This is a genomic window from Citricoccus alkalitolerans (assembly GCF_039528175.1).
Taxonomy (GTDB): Bacteria; Actinomycetota; Actinomycetes; order Actinomycetales; family Micrococcaceae; genus Citricoccus; species Citricoccus alkalitolerans.
Map to the genome: position 1 here is coordinate 1,314,656 of NZ_BAAALH010000002.1, position 16,488 is coordinate 1,331,143.

Here is a 16,488-nt window from a genome sequence, read left to right on the forward strand (position 1 = left end):
CTCAGGGGCGGGAGGCGAAGCGCTCCAGCAGATCCGTGTGCCCGGAGACGATGAGGGTGTCCCGCGGCCCGACCTTGGTGTCCGGTTGCGCGTAGGTGAAGTCCTCGCCCGGCGTCTTCACACCCACGATCGTCACGCCGTACTTCGCGCGGATATCCGACTCAGCCAGGGTGAAGCCCACGGCCTCCGCCGGCGGGTACATCTTGACGATCGCGAAATCGTCGTCGAACTCGATGAAGTCCAGCATGCGCCCGCCCACCAGGTGGGCGGCCCGGACGCCGGCATCGTGCTCCGGGAAGATCACATGGTGCGCTCCGATCCGGCGCAGGATCTTGCCGTGGGCCGGGGTGATGGCCTTGACCCAGATGTGCTCGACGCCCAGGTCAACCAGGTTCACCGTGATGAGCACGGAGGACTCGATCGAGGTGCCCACGCCCACCACGGCGGTGGCGAACTCCTGGGCGCCGAGCTGACGCAATGCCTGGAGGTCGGTGGCGTCGGCCTCCACCACGTGGGTCAGCGTACCGGCCCATTTCTGCACCAGGGCCGCGTCACGCTCGATCGCCATGACCTCGCGGCCCTGGGCCACCAACTGCTCGCCGACGGCGGCGCCGAAGCGGCCCAGACCGATCAGCAGCACCGGGGCGTGCGGATCCGGACGGTTCTCAGCCAATGATCGGCCTTTCCTCGGGGTACCGGAACAGGATGCGGCGCTGACGCAGGGCCAGCGCGGACGCGAAGGTGATCGTACCAACACGGCCGGCGAACATCAGGACCGTCAGCACGTACTTGCCTGCCGGCGGAAGCTCGGCCGTCAGTCCTGTCGTCAATCCGCAAGTGCCGAACGCGCTGAGCACCTCGAACAGCGGGCGCTGCAGGGACTCGCCGCTGATGGCCACCAGGGCCATGGTGCCGACCAGAATGAGGGTGGCGCCCAGGGCGAGGACGGAGATGGCTACACGGACTGATCCCGGGGTGATGGTGCGACCGTGGGCGGTGACCTCCCGGTCGCCGCGGGCCTCGGCCACGATGGCCAGGAACATCACCGCCAGGGTGGTGACTTTGATGCCGCCGGCCGTGGACGCCGAGCCGCCGCCCACGAACATGAGGGCGTCCGTCAGCAGCAGGGTCTCGGGCGACTGCTCGTTGATGTCATAGACGGCGAAGCCCCCGGACCGGGACATCACCGAGCCGAACAGCGAGTACTGGAGGCGCTCGGCCACGCCGAACTGGCCGAGTGTGGCCTGGTTGGACCACTCGAAGATCCCGATCAGCAAGGCCCCGCCAAGCACCAGGGTGGTGGTGGTGGTGACGGTCAACTTGGTGTGCAGGTTCCACCGGGACCACCGCCAGCGCTGCTGCATCAGCACCATGACCACCGGGAAGCCCAGGGCGCCGGCAAAGACCCCGGCCATGAGGGTCCAGATGATCCACGGGTCGTGCATGAACGATTCCAGCCCGTCCGCGTGGAGGGTGAAGCCGGCGTTGTTGAACGCTGAGACCGAGTAGAAGATCCCATTCCACAGGCCTTCACCCCACGAGTCGGTGTGCACCATGAACCGGGGTACGAGCACCACCGCCAGGACCGCCTCGAAGAAGAACGTGGTGCCGACCACCACGCGCAACAAGGCCCCAACCTCCCCGATCCTGCCGGTGGTCATACCCTCCTGCGTGATCAGCTTGGACCGCACGCCCAGGCGTTTGGACACGGCCAGTGTCAGCAGCGCGGCCATGGAGAGGATTCCCAGTCCGCCGATCTGCATGGCCACGAGGATGACCAGCTGTCCGGCGAAGCTCCAGTGCTCCGCCGTGTTCACCGGCGTCAACCCCGTGACGGAGACCGCGGAGGTCGCCACGAACAGGGCGTCGTGGAAGGCCGTGAAGCGCCCCGTCTTCGAGGCGAAGGGCAGGGACAGCAGAGCGGTGAACACCAGGATGACGACGGCAAAGGCCAGCAGTGCGGCTCGTGCCGGTGACGCTCCGGCCACCGTGGAGACGAACAGCCGCAGGCGCTCGAGCATCTCGCGGAGTCCGGACCGGTCCGGACCGCCGGCCGGGGGGCCGACCCGGGAGGACAGGGCCCTGCTCAGAGCGGAGGGCGGGCGGGGCGGGCGTCCGCCCGACGGCGTCGGGATCCGGCCCGCGGTCCTTCGGCGGGCCTGGAACCGGGGCAGGGAGCGGGGACGGGGGATGCGCTGGTGCCGGGTCATGCGCCGGTGATCACGTCCCTTTCCGTTCCGCCCCAAGTCACGAACGATCCCATCATCCACCATCCGGCGCGGGAATCGGCCCATGACGTCATCACCTGCCAGTGGTGACGCCGGAAGCATAGTCTGTGTGGTGATGACCAACACACCCAACGACGCGACCGGCACCGTTTCTGGTCCCGAACTGAGCGCGGTGTCCAGTTCCGCACCCAGGGCGGCACCCGTCCCCGACCCTGCCGGCGGCCCCTCGGCGGCGACGGCCGTCGTCTGGGACGAGTCGCTGTTGCGCTACAAGTTCAGCACCGCCCATCCCATGGCCCCGGTGCGCCTCGACCTGACCCACCGGCTGTCCCAGGACTTCGGCCTGTTCGACCGACCCGGGGTGCGCCTCATCAAGCCCGAGGTGGCCCCTGACGAGGTCTTGGCCTCAGTCCATGACCCCGAGTACATCCGTGCTGTCCGTGCCGTCAGCACGGGCGCAGTGGACGAAGACCTGGAGCGGGGGCTGGGAACTGACGACAATCCGGTGTTCCCGCACATCCACGAGGCCTCAGCCCGGATCCTGGGCGGCTCCGTGGCGGCGGCCGAGGCCATCTGGGCGGGGGAGGTCCGGCACGCCGTGAACTTCGCTGGGGGGCTCCACCACGCCGGCCGAGGCAAGGCGAGCGGATTCTGTATCTACAACGACTGCGCCGCGGCCATCCAGCGGCTGCTCGACCGGGGTGCCGAGCGAGTCGCGTACGTGGACCTGGACGCCCACCACGGGGACGGCGTCGAGTCCATCTTCTGGAACGACCCGCGCGTGCTGACCGTCTCCGTCCACGAGACCGGCATCTCCCTGTTCCCGGGGAGCGGCTTTGCGAACGACTCCGGGGGGCCTGAGTCACTCGGATACGCCGTCAATGTGGCGCTCCCACCGGGTACTGGTGACGCGGGCTACCTGCGGGCCACGCACGCCGTGGTCCCGCAGCTGCTCCGGGCCTTCGGCCCGCAGGTGCTGGTCACCCAGCATGGTTGCGACGGTCACGGCGGGGACCCCCTGACGAATCTGCGGATGTCCGTGGAGGGTCAACGACAATTGGCTCTGGACGCCTCCGATTGGGCCCGTGACTTCGCCGGGGACCGATGGCTGGCCACCGGGGGCGGTGGTTACAGCCCCTTCTCCGTGGTCCCGCGAACCTGGACGCATCTGGTGGCTGCGGCCACCGGACAGCCTCTGCGGACCAGCACCGTCATCCCGCAGGCATGGCGCGACTACGCCGCACAGGCCGCCGGGCTGGGGCCGGGCGAGGAGATGGCGGGGATCCCGGACACCATGTCAGACGGAGTAGATGTCTGGTGGCGCTCCTGGGAGGTCGGTTACGATCCCTCCGATCCCGTGGACCAGACCATCATGGCGACGCGGAAGGAGATCTTCCCCTATCATGGGCTGGATCCCTGGTTCGACTGACACGCCGTTGTATGCTCTGTAGGTGGGCCTGTGGTGACACGAGTGCACCGTGTGCTCGATAGGATGTCTGAGAATGCCACGCCTGGCCCGGCAGTTGTACTGTGCCGCCAGATCGAGACAGTTCGAAGCAAGGCAGTGGAAATGGGGAACGCAAGTGGTTGATGCCGGTAACTTCGCCGACACGCGCTTCATGACGGTCACTGAAGTGGCTGAGATGATGCGCGTGTCCCGTATGACCGTCTACCGGATGATCCATGCCGGCGAGCTCCCCGCTGTGCGTTTCGGCCGTTCCTACCGGGTGCCGGAGTCCGCCGTCGAGCAGATCCTGCAGACCGGTGCCACGGACCACCGGGCGACCGGGACGGATGGCCGCAGTGCCTGACCTCGCCTGACACACCTGATGTCTGCCGGCCCCTGTGCCGGCATATTGGCCGGGCTGATGCCGGCCGATGTTCCCAGTTCGTTGTCACGCCCGAGTGCAGGGTAAGGTGTTAGGGAACGTTTTTGACCAAAGATGTACGGATCTTCAACAGGCGTCTGTTGCGGATTCACCAACCACACAAGAGGTTTCCCTATGGGTTCAGTGATCAAGAAGCGCCGCAAGCGGATGTCCAAGAAGAAGCACCGCAAGCAGCTGCGCAAGACTCGTCACCAGCGCCGCAATAAGAAGTAGGCGCGTCGCCGCGAGGTTCGCTGCATCCGGGGCCGTCCCGCCGCAAGGCAGGACGGCCCCGGAGCTGTTTAAGCCGCTCGGAGCCGTTGACCCTCCGCCGGGCCTACGATGGAGCCGATGACTGACATGCAGCCCCCGCCGCCACCCCCTTCCTTCCCCAGTCCCGTCCCCGCCGTCGAACTCCTCGTCAAGGACGGCTGTCACCTGTGCGAGGACGCCCTGGCCGTGGTGGACGAGGTCTGTGGGCGGCTCGGGGTGGACTGGAAGGCCGTGGACATCGCCAGGCGTCCGGATCTTGCCGAGCGGCATGCCGAGGAGATCCCCGTCCTGATGGTGGACGGCGTGCAGCGGGACTTCTGGCGCATCGACCCGGCCCGCCTGGAGCGGATGCTGACCGCGGACCGGCCATGAGTGGGGACGGAACCGCCGACGGTGGCGGTCACGGCTCAAGTCACGGCAGCGGTCACGGCACCGGTCACGGCCGGGGGCCGGGCTCCGGTCTGTCCCGGCCCACCGTGTCCCGGTTGCCCGGCTACCTGCGCGCTCTGGCCGCATTGGCCCGGGCCGGGACCGTCCGGGTGTCCTCCACCGACCTGGCCCGGCATACCGGCGTCAGCCCGGCGGTGTTGCGCCGGGATCTGTCCAGCCTGGGCCAGTTGGGCCGCCGCGGGGTCGGCTATCCCGTGGCAGCGCTCCAACAAGCCATCAGCCGCGCCCTGGGCCTGGTGGAGGACCAACCCGTGGTCTTAGTGGGTGCCGGGCATCTCGGCTCGGCCCTCGCCGGCTATACCGGCTTCGGGGAGCGGGGAATGCGCGTGTGCGCCGTGCTCGATGCCGACCCCGGCCTGGCCGGGCAACGGCGCGGTTCCGTGGTGGTCCGCCCGCTGGAGGAGTTGGAGGGAAGCGTCGCCGAGTCCGAGGCGAGGCTGGCGATCATGGCGGTCCCGGCCGGCGTCGCGCAGTCCGTGGCCGACCGCCTGGTGGCGGCGGGAATCCGGGGATTGCTGAACTTCGCCCCCGTGGACCTGGTGGTGCCCCGCGGGGTGACGGTGCGTGCCGTGGACCTGTCCACCGAACTGCAGATCCTGGCCTTCCACCAGGCCGAGTTGCGGCAGTAGCGGCGCCAGTTGCCAGTTGGGAGGGGTAACCGGGACGTGCGCGAGGACTAGCGGCGCATGGCCTTCTCCCACGCCTTGGCGCGGAGATACTCGCTGGAGGGGCGCAGGTAGGCGAAGACGATGCCGGCAACGCCCAGGGCCACGTAGATGAGGCCGGGGCCGAAGGCGGAGGTCAGGGAGAGCACGGCGAAGATCGTGCCGAAGATCCGGGCCACGTTGGAACCGCGCCGGATGCCGGTGGCGATCAGCCAGTACAGCACCACCAGGAGCGCCGTGAACACCACGGCGAAGATGCGCACCGACTCCAGGAACGACCCCATCTCGATCGACAGACCAGCCGCATCCATCTGTTCCTGGTAGAGGTCCAGCATCTCCGGGGTCAGTCCCATGTTGGGTGAGAACAGGGAGAAGAGCTCGATGACCAGGAACGCGAGGCCGGCCGCGAGGATCAGCCAGTAGGACCGGTCGATCGTGCTCGGCCTGGTGATCGGACCGAGCTGCTGCGGAACGCCCTGGCCCGGGTAGCCGTACTCCGGGCCCGGTTGGTTGACCGAGGGCTGCCCGTAGGGGGAGTAGCCGTTCGGGGGCTGTCCGTAGGGAGCCTGGCCGTAGGCGTTCTGCCCCTGAGGTGTTTGCCCCTGAGGAGGTTGACCATACGGAGACTGGCCCTGCGGCGGCTGGCCATAGGGCGGGGCCGGTTGCTGTCCTTGCTGTGCCTGCCGCTCCTGCCGCTCCTGCTGGGCCTGGCTCAGCTGGGCCTGGTGCTCGGCCTGCTGCTCCGGAGTCAGGCGGATGCCGTACTGGGGACGATCGTCCCGGGGCTGGCCCGGCTTCTGGGGCTCGTCAGGCTGCTCGGGGTGTTCGGGATGTTGCTCGTTCATGGCGGGCCCTTCCTGCGGGACTCTCGGGTCGAATGGTCTTGGGTCAACGCTATCGCCCGATTCTGACAGTATGGACCCATGCCTTCTGCGACTGTGCACCTTGTCCGCCATGGAGAAGTCCACAACCCGGACAGGGTCCTCTACGGTCGTATCCCCGGTTACCACCTCTCGGAACTCGGACACCGGATGGCGGCGGACATCGGCGACTGGTTCGCCGGTGAGGCTCGGGCCTCCGGTCGGACGCCGGCCCTGCTCGTCTCCTCATCGCTGCAGCGCGCCCGGGAGACAGCGGCCCCCATCGCCCAGGCCCTGTCCCTGGAGTCTGGCATCGATGACCGGTTCATCGAGGCCACGAACCACTTCGAGGGCGGGTCTCGGGTGGCCAGGCAGCTCTGGAAGCCTCGCCACTGGCCCTTCCTGCTCAATCCGCTGCGCCCCTCCTGGGGTGAGCCGTACCGATCCCAGGTGAGCCGGATGAGCGAGGGCATCCTTGAGCTGCGTGACCGGGCCGTGGAACTCGGGGGAGAGGGCGCCGAGGCGATCGTCGTCTCGCACCAGCTGCCCATCTGGGTCACCCGGCTCTCGGCCGAGGGCAGGCCGCTGTGGCATGACCCCCGGCAGCGTGAGTGCACCCTGACCTCCGTCACCTCCCTGCACTTCGAACGGGGACAGTCCGCCCCGCGGGTGGAGTACCGGGAGCCCAATGCCGCGCTGCTGGCCCAGGCCTCCAGCCTGCCGGGCGCCTGACGCGCTCCACACCACCGCGCCCCCGAGCCACCAGCCAACCCAGCCACGCACGCCACCCCGGCCGGCCCGGCTGTCCCGGCCAGTGAAGCGATCTGCCACATCGAGAGGACATCGCCCCCTGGGGACCTCAACGGGCAAGGTCTCGTGGATGTGGCAGAACGTGGATGTGGATGTGGCAGAAGCGAAATCACCGTTCGTCCCGGCGGATTCCGCCCGGGTCTACTACAGGCGGTAGAATCCAACGGACGCCCAATCCCCACTGGAGTATCCGAGCTGCCATGACCGTTCCACATCAGCACCGACCAGCCCACGGCTCCGGTCCCCGATCCGCGACCGGCCCAAGCCGGCGGAACGTGCTGGCCGGACTTGCCGGGTTGGCAGCATTGCCGCTGCTGGCGGCCTGCTCCACCGAGGACCCGCTGGCCGCCCAGGCCGGGAACGCCGACGGCAAGAACTACATCGCCGGTGACGGATCCGTTCTGGAGGTCGCCGCCGAGGACCGCGGCGAACCCGTGCAGTTCACATCCACTGCCTTCTCCGGTGAATCCGTCAGTTCTGCGGACTGGCTCGGGGAACCCGTGGTGCTGAACTTCTGGTATGCGGCGTGTGCCCCGTGCCGCGTGGAGGCCCCGGACCTGCAGTCCCTGCACGAGGAGTGGGAGCCGCAGGGTGTGCGGTTCGTAGGCGTGAACGTGCGGGACACCGCTGGCACCGCAGAAGCCTTCGAGCGGAACTTCGGGATCACCTACCCCTCCCTGGAGGACCGCGGCGGCCAGGTGCTGCTGGCCATGACGGACTATGTGCCGCCGCAGGCCGTACCCACCACGATCGTCCTGGATCGCCAGGGCCGTGTCTCGGCCCGCATCCTCGGGGTCGCGGAGCGGTCCACCCTCAAGACGCTGATCGCCACCATTGTCGATGAACCGGCCGATCCTGCCGACGAGCAGGCCTGAGCCGCCCGATGCTGCAGGCCCCCATCGCCACCGCCACTGTCAACAATCCCTTCGCCGAGATCGTCATGGACGGCTCGATGCTGTTGGCCATGCCCATCGCGCTGCTGGCCGGTCTCGTCTCCTTCCTCTCGCCGTGTGTGCTGCCGCTCGTACCGGGCTACCTGGGATATGTGACCGGACTGACCGGGGCGGATCTGCAGGATCAGAAGCGGGGACGGATGCTCCTCGGCATCGCGCTGTTCGTCCTGGGTTTCTCCGTGGTGTTCGTGCTCGTGGGGATCGTGTTCTCCCAGGTCACCATCTGGCTGCAGGGGGACGGCGAATGGCTGACCCGCGTGCTCGGCGTGGTGGTGATGGTCCTGGGCGTGGTGTTCATGGGCGGACTCGACCGGTTGCAGCAGGACCGCCGCCTGCACGTCCAGCCCAAGGCCGGGCTGTGGGGTGCCCCGGTGCTCGGTGTGACGTTCGGCTTGGGTTGGGCCCCCTGCATCGGCCCGACCATGGCCGCCGTCCTCGCCATGTCCACCGCCGGGTCCACCAATCCGGCTAAGGGCGCGTTGCTGGCGTTCATCTACTGCCTGGGGCTGGGCCTGCCGTTCCTGCTCATCGCCCTCGGCCTGCGCCGCGGCATGGGTGCCATGGCCTTCTTCCGCAGGCACCGGGTGGCCGTGATGCGCTTCGGCGGCGGGCTGCTGATCGTGCTCGGCGCGCTGATGGTGTCCGGGCTGTGGAACTCCTGGGTCGTCCAGTTGCAGACCTGGTTCGCCAACGAAGTGAGGCTGCCGATTTGAGTCAAGAAGACAACGTGCGGGCCGCCCGGGCCGAGGAGGCCCAGTCAGGCCGGACGAACCGTCAGCGCGAGGACGTGGCCGTCCCCGCACTGGGCTTCAAGGAGTCACTGCGTTTCGCCTGGCGGCAGTTGACCTCCATGCGCACCGCGCTGATGCTCCTGCTGCTGCTGGCCGTGGCCGCCGTGCCCGGATCCCTGTTCCCCCAGCGCCCGGCCGGTCCGGAGATCGTCAACCAGTACCTCGAGGACCATCCCGTCCAGGGCGAATGGCTGGACCGTTTCCAGATGTTCGACGTCTACTCGTCCGTCTGGTTCTCCGCCATCTACATCCTGCTGTTCGTCTCCCTGATCGGCTGCGTGGTGCCGCGCGCCGCGAAGCACGCCAAGGACTTGCGCTCCGCCCCGCCGCGGACCCCACGCCGGCTGAGCCGCCTGCCCGAGTACGGCAAGGTGGTCCTCGAGCCCACCGGTCCGTCCCCGCGGGACGCGGTGTCCCAGGCCACGCGGATCCTGAAGAAACGCGGCTACCGCACGGACGTCCGAGAGGAGCCCGACGGCGGCGCTTCCGTGGGTGCCGAGCGCGGCTATGTGCGAGAGATCGGCAACATCTTCTTCCACCTGTCTCTCATCGGCGTGCTGGCCTTCATGGCCGTCGGCGGTCTGCTGAGCTACTCGGGGCAGAAGATCATCGTGGAGGGGGAGGGCTTCGCCAACACCCTCGTGGCCTATGACTCCTTCACCCCCGGCAGCGCCTTCTCCGAGGACCGGTTGGAGCCGTTCTCGATGACCCTCGACGGATTCGAGGCGGTGTTCGACCGCGAGTCGGAGACCCACTATGGCCAGCCCCTGGATTTCACCGCGCACATGACCGTCCAGGAGGGGACCGGCGGAGAGGCGACGCAGCAGGATCTGAAGGTCAACCACCCGTTCGACATCGGCGGCACCCGCGTCTACCTCGTCGGCAATGGCTACGCACCGGAGGTCACCGTCCGGGACGGCAACGGGGACATCGCGTTCCAGGGACCCGTCGTCGCGCAGGTCCAGGACCAGCTCTACACCTCGCTGATGGTCATCAAGGCCCCGGATGCACAGCCGGAACAGCTGGGCTTCGTCGGGTTCTTCCTGCCGACGGCCTACACCGGGGAGGACGGCGTGGCCGTCTCGATCGACCCGGAACTGTACGAGCCCGAGCTGAACCTGAACTCGTACTACGGTGACCTCGGTCTGGACGACGGCGAGTCACAGAACGTGTACGTGCTGGACACGGACCACCTCACCGAGCTGAACAACCGGGACCTCGAGTCCGGTGGCATCACGTTGAGCCCGGGGGAGTCCTACGATCTGCCGGAGGGCAAAGGCTCCATCAGCTTCGACGGCGTCCAGCGCTACGTCGGCCTGGACATCCACCACGATCCGGGCAAGTGGGGCGTCGGCTTCTTCGCCGTCCTGGCCCTGGTGTCCCTGGGTGTGAGCCTGTTCGTGCGTCGCCGCCGCGTGTGGGTCCGTAGCGCTACCGGCCCGGACGGGTCCACCATGGTGGAGTACGGCTTGCTCGCCCGCGGCGAGGACTTCGGGCTGCGCGAGGAGAACGTCTCCCTGCGCCGCCAGTTCGAGAAGGCCTGGCCCGTGGTCGCCCCGGAGGGCGAACCCGGCGAGACCGGCCCGATCACCCATCGTCAGACAACGTCATCCACCGCCGGGCCCACCGGCGCCACAGAGAACCGACCGGAGTAACCCATGCAGTCCATCAATCTGCAGCTGGCCAGCTACAGCGACCTGTTCATGCTGATCGCTGCGCTGGTCTACGCCGCGGCCTTCATCGTGTTCGCCATCGACATGGCGACCTCGTCCAAGACCATTCGCACCCTCGAGGCCGAACTGGCCGCCGAGTCCGGCGCGTCCGGTGACGCCCCCGCAGCGGCACTGCAGCGCCGCGAGCAGCTGGTGGGGGCCGGCGTCGTGGGCCAGGAGGCGAGCGCCGCGGCCGTCACGGGTCGCGGCGGGACGGGAAAGAAGACCGGCGCCGAGTACACCGATCAGAACCTCGTGGACGATGACATGGCGTACCTGGGAACCACCCGGCGTCCGGCCGCCAATGTGGCCGTCGCCCTGATGGTCATCGGCGTGCTGCTGCACGCCTTCGCCGTGATCGCCCGCGGGGTGGCCGCCTACCGGGTGCCGTGGGGCAACATGTACGAGTTCTGCACCACCGGCGCGCTGCTGGTCGCCGCGGTCTACCTGCTGTTCCTCATCCGCAAGGACCTGCGCTTCCTGGGCACCTTCGTCTCCGGACTGGTCGTGGTCATGATGTGCGCGGCCACCATGGGCTTCCCGACCCCGATCGCCCACCTGCAGCCGGCCCTGCAGTCCCCGTGGATCGTCATCCACGTCTCCGTGGCCGTGCTCGCGTCCGCTCTGTTCGGCCTGACCTGCGCGATGAGCGTGCTGCAGCTGCTCCAGCACCGCCGCGAGGCCCGACTGAGGACCGGGGGCGAGGGCAAGCCAGCGTTCATGCGTCTGGTGCCGTCCGCCTTCAGCCTCGAGAACTGGTCCTACCGCATCAACGCGGTGGGTTTCGTGATGTGGACCTTCACCCTGATCGCCGGTGCCATCTGGGCTGAGGCCGCCTGGGGCCGCTACTGGGGCTGGGACACCAAAGAGGTGTGGACCTTCGTCATCTGGGTGGTCTACGCCGGCTACCTGCATGCCCGGGCGACCCGCGGCTGGACCGGGGACCGGGCCGCCTGGCTATCGATCATCGGCTTCGCCTGCCTGGTCTTCAACTTCACCATCGTCAACACGTACTTCCCGGGCCTGCACTCCTACGCCGGCATCCCGGAATAGTCACCCTCGCAGAGTCAGGGGCGCGGAGAGGACGAATCGTCGGACGGATCCGGCAGGGGCTTCGGCTCGCCGTTGGTGAACTTCGAGGTGTCCTCGCCGGGGTACAGCTCATCACCGGAGCCGTACATCGGGTCCAACGTGGACCGCGTCAGCGTGTGGCCCTCGGGCATCTCCAGGCACGGTGAATGGATCGCCAAGGACAGGCTCGCCCTCCCGCCGCCCGTCTGGTGAGTCACCACCAGGGTCAGGTCCTCCTTGGTGGCCCCGTAGAGACGGTCGCCGTTGGGGCCCGATCCCTCTTGGGGAGACCACCCCAACCGTTCGGCATCCCGGGCGATGTCCTCGGCGATGGCCGTGGCCTCCGACGGCGGAACATCGCTGGCCGAGGAGCTGCCGATCCACTTGGTCTCGCGCACGGCCTCCTCCAGGTCAGCGGTTCCCAGGCAGCTCTTCTCACCCAGGCTGCCGATGCTGTCCCACCCGGCAGCACGCACCAGTGACGGCAGGTCCTCCTCGATCAACCGACCATGGGTGGCAGACCGCTGTTCTGTGTCAGCCGTTTCCTCGGCGTCCGGACTCATACATCCTCCCAACATCAGTGCCGTGGAAACTGCCACGGCGGCGGTACCGACTCGGAATCGGCGGGTGCGATGCGGCATACGGCCTTCTCAGTTCGTCAGCGTCTCCACGGGGACCTGGGGGATCCCCTCCCTACGGTAGCGGTCCAGGTCTGTTTCCAGCGGGTAGGTGATCACCGGTTGGTAAGAGCCAGGATAGACATGGACGTCCGGTTCCAGATACGGGGCCACGTCCTCTCCATAGACGACTCCCTCGATGTTCTGGGCCGACGTGGAGCCATGCTCGAAGTAGTCGGTGTGCCCACTCATGACGCTGCCGTCCTCCATCAGGCCCGACTCCAAGCGGATGGCATCCATCTGCTTGACGGGGTTGGAACCCTCCCAGAAGGAGCCGCCGTGGAAGCCCCCACCGAGCAACTGTGCTCCCGAGATGGGGTCGTCGTTTGTCTGGATCAGGAATCGGTCGGCATACTCATTGGAGGTGTCCCCGGGGGAGGAGACCTCGTGTCCGGTGCCTGCCGGAGCGACGTAGACGATGTTGGAGGCATCCAGGCCCATGTCCTCTCGCTCCGCCGTTCCGAGCAGTGACCCGCCAGCACTGTGGCCCACGTAAGTCGTCCGCACGTCGCGGGTCCGGTCACTGGACATCTCGAGGTCGGCCGCGAAGTCGAAGGCGGCCAGGCGCGGGGCGCCATCCTCGTTGTAGCGGGACGTGGCGTTGCCTCGGATCAACTCCTGCGGCAGGTCGGTGCCCTGCCAATAGATGGAGACGGTTCCCTCCGGGTCGTCCCCATCCAGGGCGTTGAGAGCGTTGTTGTACCGGTCCACGCTGTCGATGGTCGTGTGAGTGCCCGGGACGAAGGTCACCGCCCGCTCGGTGCTGCCCGAGGGCTCGCCACGCATCGTGGCGATCTGACCGTTGCCCTCCGTTGACACGAACAGGGTCGTGTAGCCCGGCAAGGCTCGCGGATCGTCCGGGTACTGCTCCCGGTCATAGCCGTTCCACGCCTTGTCCAACCCGTCCGAGACAGTCTGGAGGCGCTCCTCCTCGTCCTCCCACTGCCCGCGCTGGTAGGCATTGCCGGGAGCGTGCTGCGGCCTGTTCTCCCGGTGCTCGGCGAGGGTCTCCGCGGTCTGCTCCCGCAGCCCGGCCACCGTGATCTGGTTGGTCCGGCCGCGGGTGGCCAGTGGCACGCCGTTGAGGACGCCGATCACGCCCGGGTAGAGCAGCGCCATCCGTTCCCTCTCGGCTTCGGACAAGCTCAACCATGCCTCCTGGATTCCCTGGATGCCCTCTTCAGTCAGGTGCGCCTCATCGGCCATCGCCGCATCCATGATGGCCTCCGGGGTCCCGGCCGGGGGATCGTCTGCCCAGCGGTGTTCAGCCAGGGCCCTGGCAGCCTCCGGGTTGGCCTCGAGCCAGTCCCGCAGCTCGTCCTCGTCCAGACCCTTGAGGTCCTTCCAGATCACGTCCGGATCGATCTCGCCGAACTTCTCGTCCAGCCCACTCGTCAGCGTGGCCCAGTCCTGAACGCCGGTGTCCGTGTCACGGTGCCCGGTCACTATCGGCAGGCCCTCGGTGGTGCCGACGCTGATGGCCGCCAGTGCCGCGGAGAGGGTCTCCTGTGCTGTCTCCCACTCGGTGGTGAGCGTGGTGGCCCGTTCGTTGAAGGCGAGGATGTCTGACCGGACCTCCTCCACCAGCGTCTCATCGTCCGAGGTCAAAGCGCTGCTGCGGCGGGAGGAAAGCCCGGGTTGGGCCCGGTCCAAGGACTCCCGCTCGGTCTGCAGTGGTTTACCGGTCTCCACGAAGTCGTCGAGGGCATCCTTGGCCGAGGACAGCGCGGAGGCCCAGTCCCCGGCATGGGGGACCAGGTCGTCCAGGGCCGTCCAGACCTGATCCTGGGTCTCGGGATGCTGATAGCCGGACTCCAGTCCCCGCCAAGAGGCCCGGGCGTCGTCCATGGCCTCCTCGAGGTTCTTCGATTCGGCCTTCAGATCACCGGCCATGTCACTCAACGTGGTCCAACTGGCCTCGGCGTCGGGATAGGTCCCCAGGGCAGGCAGGCTCATGGAGTTCCCCTCAGTATTCCGTGTCCGGTGGGGTCACATCGGTGATGGCGTTCACGGCGGACTGCCCCTGATCATGCATGGTGGAGTCGGCCTCCAGGAAGGCGTCCGCGGCATCGGCCACGCAGGAGGCCTGGTGCATCAGGATGTTCGCGATCCACTCGCCGGTATCGGAGCGATCGGCCCAGAATGCGGTGAAGGCTGACTCCGCCACGTCGGCCGTGCCGAAGGCCCCGGACAAGGACTCCCCGGCGTCCTGGGCGCCCCGGGATGCAGTGTCGAGTCTCTGGCCGTCACCGGCCACTCGGACGAGGGCGGCGTGTATCGTCTCGGGTCTGATCTCGTGTCCCACGCACTCCACCTTGCTAGCTGGAGGCTTGCGTGGCTATGGGCAGTTCTCCCCATGGCCAGCGCCGGGTGCTGTGCACCAGAGGTGGGGCATCAGGACTGGTCGGCGCCGCCGTCGGGCTTGGGAGTGTTGGACTCACCGGACTCCGAGGTGCCGTTGTCTTTCGGGTCCCGCTTCTCCCGGGCTTTCAGTTCGGCATCGCGGCGGTCCAGTTCGGCCTGGCGTGCGGCTTGCTTGCGCTGGATGTCGAGCTGGCGCAGGAAAGCCGCGTCGTCGTCCGGGGATTGCGGGCGCGGGGCGCGCGCCGGGCCACCAGTGGTTCCACCGCCGTTCGAGGACCCACGACGCCGGCCCAGGAAGAGCCACAGCAGCGCACCCACCAGCGGGATCAGCACGATGATCAGGATCCACACGGCCTTCGGCATGGCCCGCACCTGGTGGCGCGGGGTCATCAGGCACTCGATCAGCGAGTAGATGATGAGGCCGGCGGCGACGATGCCGAGGGGGATGAGGAAGCGGGGCATGGCTCCAGTCTACGGACCGGTGCCAGCACGGCTAAACCGGCGAACTGCGCGCCGATCATGCGTCGGCTGATCCCGGTAGACTGCCGTGGTGCGAGTTTTCAAGTATGCCGTGATCCGCCTGGCCGTCTTCTTCGTGGTCTGGGGCGCCTGCATGCTGCTCGGCCTCGGATGGATCTTCTCCACGATCGCGGCGGCCGTCATCGCGCTGGCTGCCGGATACCTGTTCTTCAACGACCTGCGCACCGGCGCCGGCAGTGATGTGGCCAGTGCCTGGGAGGGCCGTGGGAAGCGGGAGCAGTTCAAGTCCGAGCAGGCTGATGCGGAGGCCGAGGACTCCTACACCGAGGGCCGGTACTTCGATCCGGGCAGTGACGAGAAGCCCTAGAGCGCCAACCCCGCAGCGACCAGCACCGCGTAGACCAGGCCCAGGATGCCGGTCAGTTTGAGCACCGGGATGAGGTCCCGGCGCTCGGTGGAGCGAACCATGGTGATCGAGGGCCGCACGGCCACGGCAGCCGTGATCGCCACGAGCCACAGCCACGGGTGCTGCCCGGTGAAGAACAACGGCAGCACGATCGCCACGGCCACCATCGCCACATAGGACCAGCGCGCAGGGGTGTCCCCGAGCCGGGCGGCGAGGGTCATCTTGCCGGTCTGGCGGTCTGTGGGGATGTCCCGGACGTTGTTGGCCATGAGCAGGGCGGTGGAGATCAGCCCGCAGCCCACGGCCCCGGCCCACGCCGGGCCGGACACGGCCAGGGCCTGCGTGTAGGTGGTTCCGAGAACGGCCACGAGGCCGAAGAAGATGAAGACGAAGACCTCGCCGAGGCCCCGGTACCCGTAGGGCTTCTGGCCCCCTGTGTAGTACCAGGCGGCCACGATGGCCAGGACCCCGACGACGGTCAGCCACCAGGTGCCCGACCAGGCGATGAGGCCGAGGCCGGCCACAGCGGCGACCCCGAAGCAGGCGAACGCGGCCGTTTTGACGGTGCGCGCCGGAGCCGCGCCGGAACCGGTCAGGCGCAGCGGTCCGACGCGGTCGTCGTCGGTGCCGCGGATACCGTCCGAGTAGTCGTTGGAGTAGTTCACGCCGACCTGCAGGGCCAGGGCCACGAATAGGGCCAGCACCGCCCGGCCCAGGTGGAATCCGTCCAGGGCATGGGCCGCGGCGGAGCCGATGAGTACCGGGGCGATCGCCATCGGCAGGGTGCGCAACCGCGCGCCCTCGATCCACTGGGCGGCTGTAGCCATGGGGTGTGTACCTTCCTGAGGTGCCGGAGCGTGCTGTCACGAGGTCTTAAGGG

General features: G+C 68.0%; 19 protein-coding genes. 11 read left to right on the plus strand and 8 right to left on the minus strand.

Annotated elements, in window-relative coordinates; translation table 11 throughout:
• Position 1: 1 nt before the first annotated feature.
• Positions 2 to 673, minus strand: a complete 672-nt coding sequence (locus ABD134_RS11835) for a potassium channel family protein (RefSeq protein ID WP_344229701.1) — start codon at positions 671 to 673, stop codon at positions 2 to 4.
• Positions 666 to 2,210: a TrkH family potassium uptake protein gene (locus ABD134_RS11840; protein WP_378108203.1), complete on the minus strand. Its 1,545-nt coding sequence runs from the start codon at positions 2,208 to 2,210 to the stop codon at positions 666 to 668. Before ABD134_RS11840 ends, ABD134_RS11835 begins: the two co-directional genes overlap by 8 nt.
• A 310-nt stretch (positions 2,211 to 2,520) precedes the next feature.
• On the opposite strand from ABD134_RS11840, the gene ABD134_RS11845 reads away from it, so the two are divergent.
• The 5 genes from ABD134_RS11845 to ABD134_RS11865 all read left to right on the plus strand — a co-directional run bounded on the left by ABD134_RS11845 (position 2,521) and on the right by ABD134_RS11865 (position 5,448).
• Positions 2,521 to 3,657 (plus strand): acetoin utilization protein AcuC, encoded by a 1,137-nt coding sequence (locus ABD134_RS11845; RefSeq protein ID WP_344230882.1) that lies wholly within the window; start codon positions 2,521 to 2,523, stop codon positions 3,655 to 3,657.
• 190 nt (positions 3,658 to 3,847) lie between these two features.
• On the plus strand, positions 3,848 to 4,039 hold the full coding sequence (locus ABD134_RS11850) for a helix-turn-helix domain-containing protein (protein WP_245952212.1): 192 nt from the start codon (positions 3,848 to 3,850) through the stop codon (positions 4,037 to 4,039).
• A gap of 192 nt (positions 4,040 to 4,231) precedes the next feature.
• On the plus strand, positions 4,232 to 4,330 hold the full coding sequence (locus ABD134_RS11855) for a 30S ribosomal protein bS22 (protein WP_009882927.1): 99 nt from the start codon (positions 4,232 to 4,234) through the stop codon (positions 4,328 to 4,330).
• A gap of 126 nt (positions 4,331 to 4,456) precedes the next feature.
• Positions 4,457 to 4,741 (plus strand): glutaredoxin family protein, encoded by a 285-nt coding sequence (locus tag ABD134_RS11860; RefSeq protein WP_378108306.1) that lies wholly within the window; start codon positions 4,457 to 4,459, stop codon positions 4,739 to 4,741.
• The gene (locus tag ABD134_RS11865; protein WP_344229706.1) at positions 4,738 to 5,448 is read left to right on the plus strand and encodes a redox-sensing transcriptional repressor Rex; all 711 of its coding nucleotides are present in this window, start codon (positions 4,738 to 4,740) and stop codon (positions 5,446 to 5,448) included. The genes ABD134_RS11860 and ABD134_RS11865 overlap by 4 nt, the downstream gene beginning before the upstream one ends.
• 47 nt (positions 5,449 to 5,495) lie before the next feature.
• Here ABD134_RS11865 and ABD134_RS11870 read toward each other — a convergent pair whose 3' ends face one another.
• Complete coding sequence (locus tag ABD134_RS11870; RefSeq protein WP_344229708.1) at positions 5,496 to 6,329, minus strand: MATE family efflux transporter; 834 nt, start codon at positions 6,327 to 6,329, stop codon at positions 5,496 to 5,498.
• A gap of 78 nt (positions 6,330 to 6,407) precedes the next feature.
• Here ABD134_RS11870 and ABD134_RS11875 point away from each other — a divergent pair, with 78 nt between their 5' ends.
• The 5 genes from ABD134_RS11875 (at position 6,408) to ccsB (ending at position 11,663) form a co-directional block, all read left to right on the plus strand.
• Complete coding sequence (locus tag ABD134_RS11875; protein ID WP_344229710.1) at positions 6,408 to 7,076, plus strand: histidine phosphatase family protein; 669 nt, start codon at positions 6,408 to 6,410, stop codon at positions 7,074 to 7,076.
• A 278-nt stretch (positions 7,077 to 7,354) separates the two neighbouring features.
• A complete protein-coding gene (locus ABD134_RS11880) occupies positions 7,355 to 8,029 on the plus strand; it encodes a TlpA family protein disulfide reductase (RefSeq protein WP_344229712.1) in 675 nt (224 codons plus the stop codon).
• An 8-nt stretch (positions 8,030 to 8,037) separates the two neighbouring features.
• Positions 8,038 to 8,820, plus strand: coding sequence for a cytochrome c biogenesis CcdA family protein (locus ABD134_RS11885; RefSeq protein WP_344229714.1), 783 nt, complete (start codon positions 8,038 to 8,040; stop codon positions 8,818 to 8,820).
• Complete coding sequence (resB, locus tag ABD134_RS11890) at positions 8,817 to 10,553, plus strand: cytochrome c biogenesis protein ResB (RefSeq protein ID WP_378108201.1); 1,737 nt, start codon at positions 8,817 to 8,819, stop codon at positions 10,551 to 10,553. Before ABD134_RS11885 ends, resB begins: the two co-directional genes overlap by 4 nt.
• Before the next feature lie 3 nt (positions 10,554 to 10,556).
• Positions 10,557 to 11,663: a c-type cytochrome biogenesis protein CcsB gene (gene ccsB / locus ABD134_RS11895; protein ID WP_344229716.1), complete on the plus strand. Its 1,107-nt coding sequence runs from the start codon at positions 10,557 to 10,559 to the stop codon at positions 11,661 to 11,663.
• Between the two features lie 14 nt (positions 11,664 to 11,677).
• Here ccsB and ABD134_RS11900 read toward each other — a convergent pair whose 3' ends face one another.
• The 4 genes from ABD134_RS11900 to ABD134_RS11915 all read right to left on the minus strand — a co-directional run bounded on the left by ABD134_RS11900 (position 11,678) and on the right by ABD134_RS11915 (position 15,184).
• A complete protein-coding gene (locus tag ABD134_RS11900) occupies positions 11,678 to 12,244 on the minus strand; it encodes a hypothetical protein (RefSeq protein ID WP_344229718.1) in 567 nt (188 codons plus the stop codon).
• Positions 12,245 to 12,331: 87 nt separating this feature from the next.
• Positions 12,332 to 14,314 (minus strand): alpha/beta hydrolase, encoded by a 1,983-nt coding sequence (locus tag ABD134_RS11905; RefSeq protein WP_344229719.1) that lies wholly within the window; start codon positions 14,312 to 14,314, stop codon positions 12,332 to 12,334.
• Between the two features lie 10 nt (positions 14,315 to 14,324).
• Positions 14,325 to 14,663, minus strand: a complete 339-nt coding sequence (locus tag ABD134_RS11910) for a hypothetical protein (RefSeq protein WP_344229721.1) — start codon at positions 14,661 to 14,663, stop codon at positions 14,325 to 14,327.
• 89 nt (positions 14,664 to 14,752) lie between these two features.
• On the minus strand, positions 14,753 to 15,184 hold the full coding sequence (locus ABD134_RS11915) for a PLD nuclease N-terminal domain-containing protein (protein ID WP_344229723.1): 432 nt from the start codon (positions 15,182 to 15,184) through the stop codon (positions 14,753 to 14,755).
• 85 nt (positions 15,185 to 15,269) lie between these two features.
• Here ABD134_RS11915 and ABD134_RS11920 point away from each other — a divergent pair, with 85 nt between their 5' ends.
• Positions 15,270 to 15,569 carry a DUF4229 domain-containing protein gene (locus tag ABD134_RS11920; protein ID WP_344229724.1) on the plus strand — a complete coding sequence of 100 codons (300 nt, stop codon included), beginning with the start codon at positions 15,270 to 15,272 and terminating at the stop codon, positions 15,567 to 15,569.
• On the opposite strand, the gene ABD134_RS11925 is transcribed toward ABD134_RS11920, so the two are convergent.
• Positions 15,566 to 16,435 (minus strand): 1,4-dihydroxy-2-naphthoate polyprenyltransferase, encoded by an 870-nt coding sequence (locus ABD134_RS11925; RefSeq protein ID WP_344229725.1) that lies wholly within the window; start codon positions 16,433 to 16,435, stop codon positions 15,566 to 15,568. The two genes, ABD134_RS11920 and ABD134_RS11925, sit on opposite strands and share 4 nt — an antisense overlap.
• Positions 16,436 to 16,488: the final 53 nt, after the last annotated feature.